The sequence below is a fragment of the Paenibacillus vini genome (assembly GCF_018403325.1).
GTDB classification, from domain to species: Bacteria; Bacillota; Bacilli; order Paenibacillales; family Paenibacillaceae; genus Fontibacillus; species Fontibacillus vini.
On the sequence record NZ_BOSL01000021.1, the window covers coordinates 32,587 to 51,155 of the forward strand.

15 protein-coding genes are annotated in these 18,569 nt (G+C 48.9%); 14 read left to right on the plus strand and 1 reads right to left on the minus strand.

The annotated features are described in order from the left end of the window. The first annotated feature begins 48 nt into the window (after positions 1 to 48). The 14 genes from KJS57_RS23105 (at position 49) to KJS57_RS23170 (ending at position 17,624) form a co-directional block, all read left to right on the plus strand. Positions 49 to 1,818 carry a cache domain-containing sensor histidine kinase gene (locus tag KJS57_RS23105; RefSeq protein WP_213656498.1) on the plus strand — a complete coding sequence of 590 codons (1,770 nt, stop codon included), beginning with the start codon at positions 49 to 51 and terminating at the stop codon, positions 1,816 to 1,818. 1 nt (position 1,819) lies between these two features. Beyond that, a complete protein-coding gene (locus KJS57_RS23110) occupies positions 1,820 to 3,394 on the plus strand; it encodes a response regulator transcription factor (RefSeq protein ID WP_213656499.1) in 1,575 nt (524 codons plus the stop codon). An 88-nt stretch (positions 3,395 to 3,482) separates the two neighbouring features. Beyond that, entirely contained in the window at positions 3,483 to 5,006 is a 1,524-nt protein-coding gene (locus KJS57_RS23115) for a glycoside hydrolase family 31 protein (protein ID WP_213656500.1), read from the plus strand. Positions 5,007 to 5,200: 194 nt separating this feature from the next. Then, positions 5,201 to 6,496 (plus strand): ABC transporter substrate-binding protein, encoded by a 1,296-nt coding sequence (locus KJS57_RS23120; RefSeq protein WP_213656501.1) that lies wholly within the window; start codon positions 5,201 to 5,203, stop codon positions 6,494 to 6,496. A gap of 95 nt (positions 6,497 to 6,591) precedes the next feature. Then, on the plus strand, positions 6,592 to 7,473 hold the full coding sequence (locus tag KJS57_RS23125) for a carbohydrate ABC transporter permease (protein ID WP_213656502.1): 882 nt from the start codon (positions 6,592 to 6,594) through the stop codon (positions 7,471 to 7,473). After that, positions 7,470 to 8,303, plus strand: coding sequence for a carbohydrate ABC transporter permease (locus KJS57_RS23130; protein ID WP_211024686.1), 834 nt, complete (start codon positions 7,470 to 7,472; stop codon positions 8,301 to 8,303). Before KJS57_RS23125 ends, KJS57_RS23130 begins: the two co-directional genes overlap by 4 nt. A 301-nt stretch (positions 8,304 to 8,604) precedes the next feature. Then, positions 8,605 to 9,057 carry a chemotaxis protein CheX gene (locus KJS57_RS23135; protein WP_213656503.1) on the plus strand — a complete coding sequence of 151 codons (453 nt, stop codon included), beginning with the start codon at positions 8,605 to 8,607 and terminating at the stop codon, positions 9,055 to 9,057. Between the two features lie 11 nt (positions 9,058 to 9,068). After that, positions 9,069 to 9,431 (plus strand): response regulator, encoded by a 363-nt coding sequence (locus tag KJS57_RS23140; protein ID WP_213656504.1) that lies wholly within the window; start codon positions 9,069 to 9,071, stop codon positions 9,429 to 9,431. A gap of 145 nt (positions 9,432 to 9,576) precedes the next feature. Next, a complete protein-coding gene (locus KJS57_RS23145) occupies positions 9,577 to 11,169 on the plus strand; it encodes a methyl-accepting chemotaxis protein (RefSeq protein ID WP_213656505.1) in 1,593 nt (530 codons plus the stop codon). A gap of 19 nt (positions 11,170 to 11,188) precedes the next feature. Further along, a complete protein-coding gene (locus KJS57_RS23150; RefSeq protein WP_244861682.1) occupies positions 11,189 to 13,174 on the plus strand; it encodes a methyl-accepting chemotaxis protein in 1,986 nt (661 codons plus the stop codon). A 23-nt stretch (positions 13,175 to 13,197) separates the two neighbouring features. Beyond that, complete coding sequence (locus KJS57_RS23155; protein ID WP_213656506.1) at positions 13,198 to 13,626, plus strand: chemotaxis protein CheW; 429 nt, start codon at positions 13,198 to 13,200, stop codon at positions 13,624 to 13,626. Positions 13,627 to 13,640: 14 nt separating this feature from the next. Continuing rightward, positions 13,641 to 15,710, plus strand: coding sequence for a chemotaxis protein CheA (locus KJS57_RS23160; RefSeq protein ID WP_213656507.1), 2,070 nt, complete (start codon positions 13,641 to 13,643; stop codon positions 15,708 to 15,710). A gap of 21 nt (positions 15,711 to 15,731) precedes the next feature. Beyond that, the gene (locus tag KJS57_RS23165; RefSeq protein ID WP_213656508.1) at positions 15,732 to 16,526 is read left to right on the plus strand and encodes a CheR family methyltransferase; all 795 of its coding nucleotides are present in this window, start codon (positions 15,732 to 15,734) and stop codon (positions 16,524 to 16,526) included. A 33-nt stretch (positions 16,527 to 16,559) separates the two neighbouring features. After that, positions 16,560 to 17,624: a protein-glutamate methylesterase/protein-glutamine glutaminase gene (locus KJS57_RS23170; protein WP_213656509.1), complete on the plus strand. Its 1,065-nt coding sequence runs from the start codon at positions 16,560 to 16,562 to the stop codon at positions 17,622 to 17,624. 35 nt (positions 17,625 to 17,659) lie between these two features. On the opposite strand, the gene KJS57_RS23175 is transcribed toward KJS57_RS23170, so the two are convergent. Continuing rightward, positions 17,660 to 18,349 (minus strand): DNA-3-methyladenine glycosylase, encoded by a 690-nt coding sequence (locus KJS57_RS23175; protein ID WP_213656510.1) that lies wholly within the window; start codon positions 18,347 to 18,349, stop codon positions 17,660 to 17,662. Positions 18,350 to 18,569: the final 220 nt, after the last annotated feature.

The window sequence follows — 18,569 nt, forward strand, 5'->3', positions numbered from 1 at the left end:
ATAATGGGATTCCATTGGTTTTAAAGTGTGGCAGGGGGAGGCCGACGCGTGAAATTTTCTTTGCGCCAACAGATGATCTTCAGCTTTTCCATCGTATTTATAGCTTTGATCGTTGTCTTTGGCAGTTTGATTCTAAATTACAATATTTCCAGCTATCAGAAGCAAAGCTATAATTCTATCAACAAAGTGGTGAAGGCGAACCTATCGTTGATCGATAATCATTTGGATCAGCTGATTACGGTGTCCAAAATCGTGGCGAATGATCAGGACATTATTAATGCGGTTACCTACCGGAACAGTGTCCAGGAAATAGATTACTCTGTCGAGCTCTACAACCAGCGGGAGGTGGCATCCAAGATCAAGCAGCTTGATGTGTTGGGCAACATCACCAACGCCTTGATTATTGGAAATAATCATGAGTATTTGTATTACTACGGGAGTTCGCCGGTCCGCGGGTATCGTTTTGATCAGCAAGATTGGTTCAATAAGGCGGCATATATGGAGGATAAGTATATACGTTTTACTAACTTCCATCCGACGGACTACCTGCTTAATTATCGGAACCGCAAGACCGTGTCCGTAATTACGCCCATTATTAACGCTAATCAATATTATTCAGCCGGGCGCACCTTTTTAATGACGGACTTTAATCTGGACCCGATTTTATCGGATAAAAACGGACAAGGAAATATGCAAATCGCCATTTACGACGGGGTGAACCCGGTCCATTTTGCTAACAACAGCCATCTCTCAACCCTGCAGAAGGAAGATATCAGCGAGGGGTTGAGGAAGGGGAAGAAGTCTTTTATAGTTGCCAAGAGCGGTGATCATCCGGTATCCTATTTAGTCGTTAATGAAACCTCGCTAGTTTCCGGTTGGGCTATTCTGGGCATTATGCCGCTCACCGAAGTGGAGGAGCTTCGTTCAACCAATAAGACCGTTGTTATAGCGATGGTTGTAATCGCTTGCATGCTGGTGGTTTTGTTGTCGGGATTGATATCTAAATCCATTCTGAATCCCATGCAAAGCTTACTGCAACGATTCAACCAGATCGCCTCGGGACGCAGGGACGTATCTTTCAAGGAATCCAAGAGTAAGGAAATCAACTTGATAGCTGAGACGGCCGACCATATGCTAAAGAACATTAACCAATTGACGGACGAAGTCGTTGAGGAACAAAGACGTCTCGCTACGGAACAGCTAAAGGTGCTACAGCATCAAATCAATCCGCACTTTTTAAATAATGTCCTGCAATCCATAAAGGCAATGGCGGTATGCGGCGATACCGAATCCATCTCTAAAGCGACTACGCTTCTGGGGAAAATACTGTCCTATTCCGTTTATAATCCGTATGAACTGGTGGAGTTGAAGCAGGAACTAAGCTATACGGAGAATTACATCATTTTGCAAAACATACGGTTTAACGGCCTGATTAAATACAGTATGAGTTGCGATGAACAACTGGATCATTTCCTTGTCCCGAAACTGATGATTCAGCCGTTAGTCGAAAATGCGATTGAGCATGGCTTTGAGGATCGGAAGGAAGGACATCTATCGATTGTGGTGGAAGATGCCGGGAGAGAAATTTATATAGCGATAACGAATGACGGTGCTGCTGTCGATTCCGCTGAAGTGAAACGTATCAATAGTATGCTGTCTAACCAGGATACTTACAAACAGAATCAAAGCATCGGCTTGCTGAATCTGAATCAAAGACTAAAGAGCTGTTATGGAATGCAAGCGGGGGTTAAAATGCTGTCCAGAGAAGGTATGAATACGAGTATCGTAATTACGATACCGAAGCGAAAAGAGGGTTAAAGTGCTATCAGCGATCATTGTAGATGATGAAGTGTTGTCTATTAAGATGATGGAAAATATTCTGGATTGGGATAGTCTCGGCATCCGTATTGTCGGTACGGCTCAGAACGGATTGGAAGCCCTGAACCTGTGCCATCAGGAGGATCCCAATATCATCATTACCGATATCAAAATGCCTAATTTAAACGGATTGGAATTTATAAAAAAAGCCCGGGTTACGAATCCGGGGGCGGAATTTATTCTGATCAGCGCCTACGCGGATTTTGATTACGTTAAAAGGGCGATTGAGCTGGGATGCTCCAATTATATCTTAAAGCCGGTTGATGAGTTTGAACTGGAGCAAACGCTCAAAAAAATCATTGCCAAAATCAGCGATAAGATGATTTTGGAGAAAAACGCGGTAAAAAATCGGGTGGCGCATGACAAACAGGTCATTTATCGATATATGAGCACAGGGGTAAATCCGCTGGCTGCCGGAAAAAGTACGAGCAGTCTCAATTTAAATTTATCATCTTATACGTTATTCAGCTTTAATCTCACGGAACAATCCATGAACGATTATATCGAAAACGGGTTGCAGCTGGATGCACAGATGGCCTTTATTATGGAGCGGATGTCCGCCGTGATGGAGGAGTTTGGTCACTGCGTACTATTCGACTATAAAGATTACGCCTGGACAGCCATTCTGAGCGGCGATTGCTCGAAGGAGTCGTTGTCTGCTTGTGCCTCGAAGATGATAGACTTGTTTGCCGAGGAAATTCATATGAAGATTCATGTGTGCTTTAGCCCCCGGGGATCTCGGTTGGACGAGCTGCCACATCTGTACCGCCGATTGGCTCAGCTAAGCCGTTTCAGTTCTTATATCGGAGATGAAGAGGTTCTGGGCTACGGATATAATATGATTGAAACGACGTTCCAGCAGGTAGATTTATTGGCATATACTAAACGGTTGGCCGAAGCGCTGAACCTGAATGATGCTGAGGAAGCTGCACGCATTATAGAAGAAGTACTATTGCTGTCTTGTAAATCGGATCCGGCCTCGCTTCACCTGTTTATTGACTTCAACTACAACGCATTCTGTGCGATCCGGGAGAAGTTGATCAAAGAGAATCGGCTTACTGACGAGTATCATGAAATTCGCCTTTTAAGTTATAGGGACATATCGGATATCTCTACAGCGGATGAAATGAGCCGTTTTATGAACAGAATTCTTCAGCTTCTTTCATCAAATCGTTCTCAGACTGCAAAGCCTCGATACAGCGCGCTTGTTGAGGTGGGGATTCGCTATTTGGGTGAGAATTACGACCGGAACCTCTCTTTAGAGGAAATATGCACGGAATTATCGGTAAGTAAAAATTATTTCAGCTATTTGTTTAAGCGGGAAACCGGATGGAATTTGTGGGCCTATCTGACCGAGATCCGGCTGAACAAATCCAAGGAACTTCTGCGAACGACAGATTGTAAAAGCTATGAAATCGCCTATATGGTGGGGTATGACAATCCAAGCTATTTTTCCAAGTTATTTAAGAAAAATACGGGTATGACCCCGAATGAATACCGGGCGGAAAATCAGTAATAAAGTGCTAGAAAAGCAGAAGACGCTTCATTGTTTTAAGGCTTCCCCTCCTGTAATCTAAGGTCAGAAATGGGGGGAGGCTTTTTTTATGATTATTCAAATGCTTGAGAACGAGTATTGGTATGGCGGTTGTGTAAGCGACGGAACACGGATGCCCGTGGGTCCGGAGGATAATTTGGAGATTCAGCTTGATCCAAACCCGACTCCAAACCAGGCGATGCCGTTGTTCGTGTCGTCCAAGGGAAGATATATATGGAAGGACGCGGGATTTCCCATTCATTTTGATCGGGGAAATATCGTTGTTCCGGATGATGTTCGGTGCGAAGGCGGATTTGGCACGCTGCGAGGGGCTTATCTTGCCGCTATGGAGAGACATTTCCCGTTTAAACCGGTGAATCTTTCCCGGGCTCTTCTGGATAAGCCGATCTTTAACAGTTGGATAGAGCTTACGTTTCACCAGAATGAGAAGGATTTACTGCATTATGCGAACAGCATCGTTCAAAACGGGTTTGAACCCGGTGTACTTATGATTGATGACGGATGGAGCGAATATTACGGCGATTGGAGTTTCCATTCCGGTAAATTCCCCGATCCGGCCAAGTTTATAAACAAGGTGCACGATATGGGATTCTCGGTCATGCTCTGGGTTTGTCCGTTTATTACGCCGGATACGGTTGCCTACCGGGAAGCGCGTGACAAAGGTTTGCTGATCAAAACTGCAGAAGGAAAGCCGTATATATGCGAATGGTGGAATGGATACTCGGCTGTACTTGATTTCTCCAATCCGGAAGCGGTAGCCTGGTTCGACCGCCAGCTGCAGGCGTTGCAAGAAATTGGAGTGGACGGATTCAAGTTCGATGCCGGGGACAGCATCTATTATCGGGAAGGTCACCTGACCTTCGGAAATGTGACTCCAAACGAACAATCGAGATTGTGGGCGGAATACGGGCAAAAATATGCCTTGAACGAGTACCGGGTCACCTTTCGGGCCGGAGGATATTCCTTATTCCAGCGGTTATGCGATAAAGAGCATGGCTGGGGTAATAAAGGGATTGCTGCATTGATCCCTGACAGCCTGCTTCAAGGCATAACGGGCCATCCATTCTCGTGTCCCGATATGGTAGGGGGCGGGGAGTATTTGAACTTCCAACAACTTGAAGACAGCGGTCTTGATGAAGAACTATTCTGTCGTCACAGCGAAATTGCTTGTCTGATGCCTGCAATACAATTTTCTGCAGCCCCATGGCGGGTGTTGTCACCGGATCATCTTCAGATCATTCACCGCCACTTGGCACTACGAAGTCAATATGAGTCCCAGAGAGAAGACAGCTTTAAAGCGGCGGTGAGCAGCGGGGAACCTATGCTGCGCTTCATGGAGTATCAATTCCCGGGGGAAGGATTCGAGAGAGTAACGGATCAGTTTATGCTCGGCAGTCATACGCTTGTCGCACCGATTTACGAGAAGGGTAAAGCTAGCCGGGAGGTGAGCATTCCCCGGGGGCGCTGGCTATTTGAAGGAAACACGATTGTAAGCGAAGGGGAAGTCCGGGTACTTACACCGCAAGCAGGAATGCCGATTGTACTTGAACTTCAGAAAGATCCTCAAAAGTAATAAAGTTATAGAAGTTTTGCGCACAGCGTAATATTGTGCAATCGCTTTCAAATGACTGGAAATTCCCCCCTCTATCCGGGTGAAATTCAATAACTTTGTCATATACAAACGGAATACAGTCTCTTCGAGCCATGTAGACTCGCTGATATGATAATTATAGAAACCAAGTAGTAAATAAAGGGGGATAACATCACATGAAAAAGAAATGGCTATCGATGCTGCTCGCTCTAACGTTGGTCCCGGCCTTGATCGCAGGCTGCGGAAACAGTGCAAACGGAGGAAATGACGTCTCCAATTCTGCCGAAAAGAGCAAGGACGCGGACAAACCGGTGGAGATTAGAATTATGGCGTACAACGCCGAATCCTCACGGGCAACGTATTTGAAAATGCTGGATGAGAAGCTTCCTAACATTAAGATCGTTTTTGAATTTGTTGCTCTCGACAACTTCAACAACGTACTGAACTCCCAGCTCCAGGCTGGGCAAGGACCGGACATTATCGAAGTGGGCGGCGAAACCCGTCTTTTGGCAAACGCGGGCTTTCTCATGGATCTGACCAATGAGAGCTTTACTTCCAAATATGCGGATGCCGGTCTCGCACCCTACTCCGTAAACGGTAAGGTTTATGCTACGCCGCTTCAAAGCTGGTATGAAGGTATTTTCTACAATAAGAAAATCTTCAAGGAACAAGGGATCGAGGTGCCGAAGTCGTTCGACCAGTTCATTCAGATCCATAAAGATTTAGCGGCTAAAGGAATCAAGCCTCAGATCATGGGTGCCCAGTCTTGGGAACCTATGATGAAACAAAGCATCGGACTTGTGAATAATGACTTCTACTCTAATCCTGACAACAAAGATTTTGACGAGAAATTCAACAACGGAGAAGCCAAGCTTTCGGAGGCATGGTTGCCGTACGTTGAAAATTGGTCGCGGATGATTACGGAAGGTATTCTTACTCCGGATATGCTCGGATTGAGCTATGATCAGGCATTGGATGAGTTTGCTACGGGTAAAGCAGCTATGTGGGAAAGCGGCCCTTGGGCTGTGGGAACGATTATGGAGAAAAGCCCGGATTTTGAGCTTGGAATGTTCCCGATTCCCGGATCGGAAGAAGGACCGGGTTGGCTTGTAGGCGGGCCAGGATCCGCATTTGCCGTCAACGCCAAGACCCAGCACAAGGCTGAGGTGCTCCAGATTCTTGATTTAACGGCCACTCCTGAAGCGCAGCAAGCTTTGATTAAAGATAACGCAGGAAGTTCTTTCTTGAAGGGCGTAGAAGTGGATTTGGGAGAAATTTATGCGGACTGCGAAGAAGCCTTTAAAGCCGGCAATGTGTATGCTCCATGGACAGCAGCTTGGGTGTCGGGCAATCCTGTGGTGGAAGGGTACGGAAAGTCCCTGCAGGAAGTAGTTGCCGGAGTTAAGACGATCAAACAAGCGCTTGAAGACGCAGATCAAGTTAATCAGGTCATGCGTGATTCGTTGAAATAGAAAAGGGACCCTGCGGGAGATAAAAACCGGCTGCTTGATTATGAGCTCCCCGGTTTTTATTTCTCTCTAGTCCGAATTGGGGAGGAGAGACACCAGTGAATACGAAGCGAAGAGACAGGGTTTTTCTTTTGATGATACTCCCGGCCTTTATCGGTTTTCTTCTACTGTTTATCGTACCGTCGCTTATGAGCTTCGGTTACAGCCTGACAAACTGGTCCGTATATAAACCGAATTTTAATTTTGTCGGATTGGATAACTATGCAAGTCTATTTGCAGATACTAAGAATATAGCGGCTATTAAACATTCAATTACTTATGCATTAGTGATCACGGTGCTTCAGAATGGATTCGCCATCTTGTTTGCTGTCCTGCTGAATCGAAAAGGGATTATGGCCAATATGGTCAAATCGATCTTTTTCTTGCCGGCGGTGCTCAGTATTTTAGTTGTGGGATTTTTGTTTCAATACATTATGACATCGGCCGATTATGGATTGTTAAACAATATTATTCAGTTTTTTGGAGGCACTCCGGTCAACTGGCTTGGAAACGGCAAAATTGCGCTATTTTCCGTGCTGGCCACGCAGGTGTGGCAGTGGACGGGTTGGAGTATGGTCATCTATATCGCCAATCTGAAGAGTATCGATGGTTCGCTTTATGAAGCCGCCGAAATAGATGGTGCAGGCAAACTTCAAACGTTCCGTAAAGTTACGCTCCCTCTTTTGTATCCCGCCGCTTCGTTCAATATTTTAATGAGTCTGATCGGCGGATTGAAGGTGTTTGACGTCGTCTTTGCAATGACAAAAGGCGGTCCAGGCTATGCAACAGAGACCATCATGACAACGCTGATCCGAGAAGGGTTTAATTCCGGACGGACCGCTTATGCATCTGCCTTTGCCGTCGTTTTCTTCGTCATCGTATTTGCACTAACTCAAATTATCACCTTCTTCTTGAACAAATGGGAGGAGAGAATCGTATGATCCGGACACAAAAATTCAAGAATGTTACTTTTAATTGCCTTTATGCCATCATTGGAGCGGTGATGCTGCTCCCAATATACTATCTGTTGGTAACCACCTTCAAAACACCGGCAGAAGCCACCGCAAGACCGCTTGGTCTGCCGACAACGTGGAATTTCGGTAATTATATCGAAGCATTTACGGCTATGAACTACCCGAGAGCGTTCACAAACAATTTATTAATCACCGGAATTGCCGTAATAATTCTAATTCTGATTTCTTCCATGGCTGCTTACGTTATTGCAAGGAGCAACAGATTAATATTTAAATGGATGTTCTCTATATTTATGGTCGGACTCATCATCCCTTTTCAAATCGCAATCATTCCGCTGTATAAAATTATCGCGGGCCTGCATTTGATGAACACGCTTCCCGGTGTCATATTGATTGATGTATTTTGTATTAACCTGCCGCTGTCGATATTTTTATTCCGGGGCTTTATCAATACAGTGCCCATAGAACTGGAAGAAGCGGCGGCGATCGATGGTTATGGCACGTTCAGAACCTTTTTGAGCATCATATTCCCGCTCCTTAAACCGATCGTTTCTACGGTAGCCATTCTGGACGCGCTGGCAATCTGGAACGACTTCTTAACGCCCCTTCTGTTTCTGCAGGATCCCAGAAAGGCAGTCTTGCTTCAGGAGGTTTATAAAAACGTCGGTCCGTTTTCCACGGATTGGACGTCATTCTTCCCGATGCTTGTGCTATCTACACTGCCGCTGGTTATCTTCTTCTTAATTATGCAGAAGAGCATTATCGATGGTGTAGTAGCTGGGGCAGTAAAAGGTTAATATATCCAAACTCTGTTGTAGAAAAAGTTGGACTTAAAAATTTAGGTAAATAGTCCTTGGTTTTGAGCGATACAGATTTCAGGGACAAAATCAATAGAAAGAAGGCCGCCTTATCGTCATTCTTGACGCCAACAGGTGGTCTTTTTTTGTTTTTCGACAGAAATTAACAACATTCTACAAAATTCCGCAATTTTTTTGCGGGCTCACGCAAGACTTTTTCGGTTACCATTGCCTCACGCGCGTGTATCATGAGGGTACCATAAAAATAGGACATTCATCACAGAAGAAAGGGTTGTGCTTAGTGCAAAAGTATGAAGGAGCAACGGACTTGCTGAACAGCGCCATTGAATCGATAAAGCATATATTTAGCTGTCCCACGCGGGTTGATGCGCCTAATTTGTTCGATCAAACTTTGATACAAAGCGATGTCGGCGTATTGATAGGGATCGTAGGAGATATGGAGGGACGCCTGGTTATAGAAGGAGAAAGCCGAATCTTCACCAAGCTTAGCGAGAATATGTGCGGCATGCCTCTGGAGGGAGAGATGCTTCACAGCTTCGTCGGTGAAATGGCGAATATGATCGCCGGAAATACATCGACGCTTCTGTCAAACCGGGGCAAACACATTGACATCACCCCTCCGACGGTGATGGTGGGGCAGCTTCAATTATACGGATTTAAACGCGGGATCCGGGTGACCGTACATTTGGAGGCCGTCGGCCCGGTCAACGCGATTTTGCTGCTGCAAGGTTAAGGAGGAAGGACATGCATAAAATTTTGGTTGTTGATGACGCGGCTTTTATGCGATTGATGCTAAAAAACATTTTGAGCAAACAAGGATATGAGATCGTGGGTGAAGCCGAGAACGGGCTTGAGGCGGTGGAAAAGTACAAAGCATTATCGCCGGACCTCGTGACCATGGACATTACGATGCCGGTCATGGAGGGGGTAGAAGCTGTAAGACTGATTAAGCAGCTCGATCCTAACGCAAAGATCATCATGTGCTCGGCGATGGGGCAGCAATCGATGGTAGTGCAGTCTCTACAAGCCGGTGCCAGAGATTTTATAGTCAAACCGTTTCAAGAGGAACGGGTTCTGGAATCCATAAGAAAGACATTAGGAGCTTAAGATCGAAAATGAGGGCGGTTAAACAAGTGAAGTTCATTAATTTCCATCATGAGGATAGCTTATCGGGAGAAGAACTGGAACTGATTTTGGAGCATCTTGAGGCAGAGCTGGAACAAATTAAAGACAGGAATAGCGAGGGGTAATCATGAGCTGGTTTCGCAATATGAAAATTTCGGTAAAATTATACTTTGGATTTCTGATTATGGCCGTTTTATTGGTGTTCATAGGCTACTTTGGACTAAGCAGTATAGATAAATTGAACGACAGTATGTCCGACATGTATGACAACAATCTGGTACCGGTTCGGGATATGTCCGGTGCTCTGGGATTATATCAGAGAATTCGGGTGAATATCCGCGACATGCAATCCTTGGCCGACAGCAAGGAAGACAGAGATGAGTATAATCAGAAAATCGACAGCTTTATTAGTGAAGTCGAAACAAATATCGGTCAGTACCAAAGCACGGAGTTGACCAGTGCGGAAGAAGACCTCCTGGAGTCTTTAAGTCCGGATTGGGAGGTTTTCAAACAAGACTTGAACGAGGCTAGAAATCTGATCTACGAAGGCAAGACAGAGGAATTTCATGCACTGCTGAAGGGTGATATGGATAAGCATGGCGATACGGTCATGGATCTCCTTCAAGAATTGGTTACCTTGAACGTAAAGCTGGCGGACGAACGCAGCGAACAGGGGAATCAAGTATATCTCGATTCGCGGAATACCACTTTCATAGTGCTCGTAATATCGGTACTGCTTAGTGTAGTCTTCGCCTTGTTTTTATCGCGAAGTATCTCCAATCCGCTCCGTAGAGTAGTGGACCTGGTTGATCAAGTATCGAAGGGTGACCTGACGGAAACGGCGGAGATTACTTCCAAGGATGAGGTCGGACAACTCGCAGTTTCTACGAACGAGATGATTTTGAGCCTACGGGGCATCGTCGGTGGAGTTGTTACAACCGCAGAGGGGGTTTCCGCTGCAGCCCAGCAAATTTCGGCCAGTACGGAAGAGATCGCTGGAGGAAGCTCCGGTCAGGCTCATGCGGCGCAAACGATTAACGAGTTATTCAAGGAATTAACGGCCGCAACACACGCGGTAGCCCGGATTGCCGAACAGGCATCGGACATTTCCGAGGATACGATGGACATTGCCGAGCAAGGAGGTAAAGTCGTTCGCTCATCCGTGGAAGGCATGAACCTGGTCAATGTGCATGTGACGAAACTGGAAGAGGATTCAAACCGGATCGGCGAAATTATCGAAGTGATTGACGATATTGCAGAGCAGACGAACCTGCTTGCCCTGAATGCGGCAATTGAAGCTGCGCGGGCGGGAGATCAAGGGAGAGGGTTTGCCGTTGTAGCGGATGAAGTCAGGAAGCTGGCGGAACGCAGCGGCGAGGCTACGAAACAGATCACCGATATTATTAAGGGCATGCAGGAAAATACGCGTCAAAGCGTGAAGGCTACCCGCGACGGGGTTGCACTTTCCAAGCAGACGGGCGAAGCCTTCGAGAACATTATCAACAAGGTCGGCGAATCCGCAAGCAAAGTAACCGAAATTGCAGCAGCCAGCCAGCAGCAGGCAGCCCAGTCGGCCGAGGTGATGTCGGCGGTGGAAAATATATCGGCGGTAACCGAGGAGTCGGCGGCAAGCTGCGAAGAAACGGCCTCGGCGGCTCAGTCTCTTGCCGGACTGGCGGAAGAATTGAATCATTCTGTTTCAGTGTTTAAAGTGAATTAATAACTAGGTGGGGGCAAATGTGAAGTTAAAAAAAACCGGGTTTTCTATGAAGTTACGGACGCGTATGCTGGTCACGATTCTCGGGTCTATCGTTATTCTCCTCGGAAGCATGCTGACCGTCATTGGAATCACTACCAAAAATGAAGCCATGGATACGGCTATCTCGCTTTCGCAAATCTCAGGCGAAAAAATCGGAGCCAACGTTCAGCTGGAATTTGACAAAGCCATCGGGGTGGCCCGCAGTTTGGCCGAAACCACGGAGAGTTTGAAGCAGAGCGGTACGACGAATCGGAACACGGTCAATACCATCCTTAAAAATGTGATAGATAATAATCCTTCCTATATAGGGGTATGGGCGATCTGGGAACCTAATGCCTTTGATGGCAATGACGGATTATACCGGAACGCTCCGGGCTCCAACGAGGATGGAAGATGGCTTCCTTATTGGAAGCGCACGGATCATGGATTAGAGCTAAGCACGCTTACAGCGGATGATATTGAAGGCGAATACGGATTTTATGCGCCCGTGAAGAGCAGTGGTAAGGAAATGATCGTGGATCCCTATAACTACCAAATTAACGGGAAGGATGTCATGATGACGTCGATGATTGTCCCGATTATAGAAAATGGTGTTGTTGTAGGAGTGATCGGAATCGATATCGAATTGGAGTATCTCCAGAGTATGATGGATCAGTTTAAACTGTACACTACAGGTTTCGCACATATTTACTCGAATAAAGGCACAATCGTTACCAATCCGGACAGAAGCGTAATTGGAAAGAAAATGGATGAGGCATTTCAAACTGCCAATTCCGAGGATATTATGAAGTCTATTTCCCAAGGGAGTACTTACACGGGAAATTGGGAGGGGAACTACCTTCTTTATACCCCGATCTTAATAGGCAATACGGAAACCCCGTGGTCGGTAGCTACGGTAGTGCCGATGAAGGAAGTTACGGCTGATTCGGACAAGCTATTAACATCCATTATTGTCGCGGGTGTCGTCACCTTGCTTATATTAGGAGTCATCATTGTGTTGCTGACCGGAAGTATCGTAAAACCGCTTAAACAAGCCGTAGAGGTCGGAGAGCACATGGCTCGCGGGGATTTCACCAAGGAGTTGCCGGAACCGATATTGCGCAGACATGACGAAATCGGGGTGTTGGGCCGGGGATTCCATGGAATTTCGCAGAGCATGAGAACTATGCTTGGAAAAGTCAGCATGAATGCTTCCCAGGTTGCTGCGGCTTCTCAGCAAATTTCCGCAGGCTCCGAAGAACTGGCTTCGGGCAGCGGAGATCAGGCTTATGCCGTGCAAACGATCAATGAGTTGTTCAAGGAACTGTCCAGTGCAATCAACTCGGTGGCTGCCAGCGCGTCGTCGGCTTCGGAATTGGCGAATAAAACCGCTAGCGTGGCCGATGAAGGAGGAGCGGTTGTCGGGCGCTCCGTAGAAGAAATGAGTACGGTAAGTCGTCAGGTTCTCCGCTTGGAGGAAGATTCCACGCGTATAGGTGAAATCATCGAGGTTATAGACGACATCGCGGAGCAGACGAACCTGTTGGCTTTGAATGCGGCTATTGAAGCGGCGAGAGCCGGGGATCAGGGCCGGGGATTTGCCGTCGTGGCGGATGAGGTGCGCAAATTGGCGGAGCGAAGCGGAGAAGCCACGAAACAGATTACAAGCATTATTAAGGGCATGCAGAATAATACAACGGAAACGGTTAAAGCCGTGGAAGCGGGCGTGCTCTCTACCGAGAAATCCGGAGAGGCTTTCGGCAATATCTCAACGATGGTAAGCGAGTCGGCTAGCCGGGTCATGGAGATTGCCGCAGCGAGCGAGGAGCAGGCTGCTCAAGCCAGTGATGTGGTGGCCGCGATTGAAAGCATCTCGGCTGCGACGCAAGAAACCGCGGCGAGCAGTGAGGAAACGGCATCGACGGCCGGGGCATTGGCCGAGCTTGCCGAAGAGTTAAACCGCATGGTTGCGGCATTCAAAATTTAATCATGCGGGAGGCGGGAGTGGACATGCAGGCAAGCAGCCAAGAACAGTATATTGAATTTGGAATTGAACAAGAGCAGTACGCCATTCGCATTCAGGATATACATGAAATCATCAAAATTCAGGAGATCACGGCCATTCCTAACGTAACGGATTACGTCAAAGGCGTTATCAATTTGCGCGGCCGGATTGTTCCTGTAATCAGCCTGCGGTGTCTGTTCGGCAGTGAAGAGGCGGAGTACACCAAGAGCAGCCGGATCGTCGTGATTCATCACTTGGAAGAGGCGGTCGGTATCATCGTGGACCGTGTGAACAAGGTGACGACATTTACGGATATTCAGCCTCCTCCCGAGCGGGTCGGGGGCGTACAGGGAAGCTTTTTTACGGGAATCGGGCTTGCGGAGAGCGGGTTGGTCGGTATCTTGAGACTGGACGAAGTTCTTTTGCATGAATAAGGAGGCTTACCGGCGTGCTGTCTGAATATAGAGAAGTTTTTCTGGAGGAGCTGGAAGAACAGCTTCAACTGATGGATGAGGAGATTCTAAAGCTGGAACGGGAGGAGGACTCCTCCCGAATCGTGCAGGCCCTGTTTCGCGCAGCCCATACGTTGAAAGGTTCCTCGGCGGCAATGGGTTTTGATATCATGAAGCAATTGACGCATGAGATGGAGCAGCTGCTGGACCTGGTGCGAAGCGGGAAAAGAACGGTAACCGGAGTCTTAATCGACCGCTTGTTTCAAGCTCTGGATCACTTGAAGCTATTGAAGCTTGATATCGTGGATGGCGGAGGCGGAGCGGGAATCGATATTTCGGCCTGTGTCCGGCAGCTTCAGAGCTTTGCTAACGGAACCGAAGATGCCGAGGCGGCGGAAACGGTAGAACTTCCGGAGATCGAGGAGATCACCGGTTACGCGGAGACCGGTGCAGCAAAAGCAAAACCGGTATTGGCACTCAATTACCGGCTTAAAGCAAGCGAATGTCTGGATCAGGGCCGCCAGGTCAATTGGATTTCCGTACGGATTTCAAGCTCCTGTCCGATCAAGGGGGCAAGGGCGTTTGTCATCCAGTCCAGCCTTGCTGAGTTAGGGGAAGTATTGTATACCCAACCTGATTTGGAAGATCTGGAGGAGCAGGCCGAGGGCGCGACAGAGATCCTTTATCTCCATGCGGGCGACCTGGGCCAGGAAGAACTGAAGGCCTTTACTTTGGCGCTAATGGATGTGGAAGCCGTATTGGTTGAGGCCGTTTCCTTCGAGGAAATCGAGCTTGTCCAGCCTTCTACTGTACAGACGGCCGCAAAAACGGCAGGTCCGGATGAGGGTTCGGTCCAGACGTCCGGCAAAGCCAAATCGCAGACGATTCGGGTGAGCGTCGAACGCCTTGAGCATCTGATGAATCTGGTCGGTGAGCTGGTGATTGACCAAACCCGGATTCATCAGGTCGAACGCACCCAGAGGCGACGTTTTTCGGATGATTCGGTAGAAGAGCTCGGTCATATTTCCGATCATTTGTCGCGTATTATCGGAGATTTGCAGGAGAGCGTGATGAAAACGCGGATGCTTCCGATCGAACAGCTCTTTAATCGGTTTCCACGGATGGTCCGGGACTTGTCGCGTGATCTTGGCAAGGAGATCGAATTGGTGATAGAGGGAAAAGACACCGAGTTGGACCGGACACTGATCGAGGAAATTGCCGATCCGTTGATTCACTTAATCCGAAACGCTGTGGACCATGGGATTGAAGACCCGGGAGTACGAACGGCAAACGGCAAGCCGGCCAAAGGTACACTGACTATCCGGGCGGCTCATGAAGATAATCAGGTCGTCATTTACGTGGAAGACGACGGAGCCGGAATTCATGCGGAGAAGATCCGGGCTTCCGCTATCGCCAAAGGGGTCATTTCTCCCGAGGAGGCTTCCTATTTGTCGGAGATGGAGTCGGTCGATTTGATTTTCAGCCCGGGTTTCTCCACCGCAGCGGTCGTCAGCGAAGTCTCCGGGCGGGGCGTCGGAATGGACATCGTTAAGAGTCATATCGAGAAATTGAACGGCCTGATCGAAATTCATACGACGGTCGGTAAAGGGACAACCTTCAAAATCAAATTGCCGCTGACCCTGGCGATCATAGAAGGGCTGCTTGTGAAGCTTGCGGCTCAAACTTTCATTATACCTATGAGCAATATATCGGAAATCGTGAGAGTGACCCGGGAAGACATCGTTACGGTGCGGGGACAATCGGTGATCCTGCTCCGCAACCAGGTGATTCCGGTAGCTTGGATTCATGAATATTTTCAACTGCCGAAGTCATCGGCGGCCAAACAGAATATTTCCCTGGTCATCGTCGGCTCGGCCGAGAAGCGTCTGGCTTTGGTGGTGGACGAACTGATCGGCAACCAGGAAATCGTAATCAAGTCGCTAGGTTCCTACATCGGCAAAGTGACCGGAATTGCCGGCGGAACGATTCTTGGCGACGGAAGCGTGGCTCTAATTATGGAGATAGCGGGTATCATTGCAAAAATGGGCGGTAAAACCGTGTCTTAGTTAAAGGAGGCGAAATGAGGCATGTTGACCTCTCTGCAGCCTAATCAGGATTTTGCGCGGTTTGTCCAACTAGTGAAGACAAAATCCGGCATTGATTTGGCTTTATATAAAGAACCGCAAATGAAGCGCAGATTGAACAGTTTGCGCGAAAGAAGAGGCTTTGCCAGCTTTGTTGATTTTTATAATGCATTTTCAAGCCAACCTGACTTATATGCTGAGTTTCTGGACCAGATGACTATCAATGTGTCGGAGTTTTTCCGGAATCCGCAGCGATGGGATGTGCTGAGGGATAAGGTGTTTCCCGAGCTTATGAAACTCAGTCCCAAGCCGAAATGCTGGAGCGCCGCCTGTTCGACGGGAGAAGAACCGTACTCTATGGCTATGCTGCTGTCCGAATTTCTGGAACTGAGAGATATCCGGCTGCTAGCCACGGATTTGGACCAACATGTGATTGAACGGGCTCAAATCGGAAATTATGCGGCGGCTGCGGTAAAAGATGTGCCGAAGGCGCATCTGAATAACTATTTTACTAAGCAGGGCGAGCGATATCAGATCTCGGACCAAATCAAGCGATGTGTGCAGTTCAAGCGGCATAATCTGCTTGCCGATCGCTATGAGACAGGCTTCGATCTAATCGTTTGCCGGAATGTGCTGATCTATTTCACCGATGAAGCCAAGGAAGCGATCTTCACGAAGTTCAGCCAAGCTCTGAGACCCGGCGGCTACTTGTTCATCGGGGGAACGGAGCAGATTTTTCAACCTCAGCAGTATGGGCTTGAAGCGACGGAGACCTTTTTTTACAGAAAGAAACAGTAAATTTACAAAACATATAGAAGGAAGATACCGGTCATGGAGAAAATCAAAGTACTGGTCGTTGACGATTCGCTGTTTATGCGCAGAATGATCGTTCGACTGGTGGAAGAGGATGAGAATATCCAGGTCGTCGGTACCGCCCGCAACGGCGTTGAAGGTGTCAAGCTGGTCAAGGAGCTGCGGCCGGACGTAGTGACGATGGATATCGAAATGCCGGAAATGAACGGAATCGAAGCGCTGGGCAAAATCATGGAAGAGCTGCCTACGCGGGTGGTCATGCTCAGTTCCCTGACGAAGGAGGGAGCGGAGGAAACCATCACCGCGCTGCAGAGCGGTGCGGTTGACTTTATAGCGAAGCCGTCGGGATCGGTGGGCACCGGCCTGACCGGAGCCAGGGAAGAGATCATCGGCAAAATCAAGGCGGCGGCCCGCACCCCGCTTTCGGTGCTGATCGCCGCTCGTCGAGGCGGGGTTCCGCAGACCGTATGGGAGCCGAAGCGTGCCGTGCCCGAAGCGGCCAAGGAATTCCGCCAAATTGTGGCGATCGGTACTTCGACGGGAGGGCCGAAGGCTTTGGAGACCGTGCTGACCGGGTTGCCGGCTGATTTTCCGTATCCTGTGCTCGTTGTTCAGCACATGCCGCCCAAGTTCACTTTGTCACTGGCGCAACGCTTAAACAACTTGTGCCGGATACGTGTCGTGGAGGCGGAGGATGGCCAACTCGTACAGGGAGGGACTGCGTATATTGCACCCGGCGGATTCCATATGACTTTGACCAAAAAGAGGGATGGGGTTCGGATCGCCTTGCATCAGGAACCTCCTCAAAACGGACACCGTCCTTCGGTCGATGTCATGTTTGATTCCGTTTCCGCTTTGCCGGACTTGAAAAAGCACTATGTGCTGATGACCGGCATGGGAAGCGACGGTGCGAAAGCGATGGCGCAGGCCAAACGGCAGGGGGCCGAATCCACGATCGCGGAGGCTCAGGATAGCTGTGTCGTATTCGGCATGCCGCGGGCGGCGATCAGCCTAAACTGCGTCGACCATGTCGTGCCGGTAACGGTCATCGCCGCCAAGATCCGGCAGCTGACAAAGACTTGAGCAGCTGGCTTATGGAGAATAGGGGCATTCCCTGGTTAATAGGGAATGCCCCTTTCTTTGTCGATTACCGAGACATAAGGATTGTCTCGGTAATAAAACCGCCATGGCATGTCGGCGTACTCCGCCGCATAGGCGATGTTGATGCGCGGCGCGGCGATGATGGCGGGCTGCGGGTCGCCCGGCGATGACGCTGGCGCCGGGGGAGGAGCGCCCGCTTCCAGGCGCAGCGGGCTGGCGCTGCTGTGCAGCAGCACGCCGTTCAGCGACTTGTCTATCAGGAGGGCCCGGCACAGTTTGCCGGGACCCCCCGACAAGTCGGCTGGCCGGCGCGCGCGGGAGCCGCGGTGGAGGCGCATGAGCGCCTCGTCCTGCTGCGTCAGCGGCTCCACGGCCCGAATCAGGACGGCCTGCGGATCGTCCCGGGACCCCGTGACCACATTTAGGCAGTGGTACATGCCGTAAATCAAATAAATATAGGCGGCTCCGCCCTCGGCAAACATGATCTCCGTCCGGCCCGTCCTCCGGCCGCCGTAGGCATGACTTCCCTTGTCCTCGATGCCGCCATAGCTCTCCGTCTCGACGATCCGGCAGCGGATTTCACCCTCATCGGTCTCATGGACGAGCGTCTGCCCCAACAACAGGGGAGCCGTCTCCAACGCCGAGCGGGCATAGAAGGACAGCGGGAGCAGTTCCCCCGCGCTGAAGTTATTAGGAATGGATTGCATGAACTTAGACCTCCTCGGATTTTTGCCATTCCGGTTCCGGAGTATTGGCTAAAGAGACTCCAGAATTGGCGTTCAACCCTCGTCAGTTTTACCCTAATAATATATAAACCGCTTTTGGGAACGCAAGGCAAATGAGGCCCTGACAGCTCGCCGCGTAATTCCGTCTACTAACGAACCGTACAGCGCTTATTGACGAAGAAATGGCCGCAAAACAGATCTA

Bases quoted from the DNA above. Each gene is read 5' to 3' on its own strand.
- KJS57_RS23140 (WP_213656504.1), top strand. From the start codon at position 9,069: ATGCATAAAATTTTGGTTGTTGATGACGCGGCTTTTATGCGATTGATG.
- KJS57_RS23175 (WP_213656510.1), bottom strand. From the start codon at position 18,349: ATGCAATCCATTCCTAATAACTTCAGCGCGGGGGAACTGCTCCCGCTG.
- KJS57_RS23115 (WP_213656500.1), top strand. From the start codon at position 3,483: ATGATTATTCAAATGCTTGAGAACGAGTATTGGTATGGCGGTTGTGTA.
- KJS57_RS23145 (WP_213656505.1), top strand. From the start codon at position 9,577: ATGAGCTGGTTTCGCAATATGAAAATTTCGGTAAAATTATACTTTGGA.
- KJS57_RS23155 (WP_213656506.1), top strand. From the start codon at position 13,198: ATGCAGGCAAGCAGCCAAGAACAGTATATTGAATTTGGAATTGAACAA.
- KJS57_RS23170 (WP_213656509.1), top strand. From the start codon at position 16,560: ATGGAGAAAATCAAAGTACTGGTCGTTGACGATTCGCTGTTTATGCGC.
- KJS57_RS23120 (WP_213656501.1), top strand. From the start codon at position 5,201: ATGAAAAAGAAATGGCTATCGATGCTGCTCGCTCTAACGTTGGTCCCG.
- KJS57_RS23130 (WP_211024686.1), top strand. From the start codon at position 7,470: ATGATCCGGACACAAAAATTCAAGAATGTTACTTTTAATTGCCTTTAT.
- KJS57_RS23165 (WP_213656508.1), top strand. From the start codon at position 15,732: ATGTTGACCTCTCTGCAGCCTAATCAGGATTTTGCGCGGTTTGTCCAA.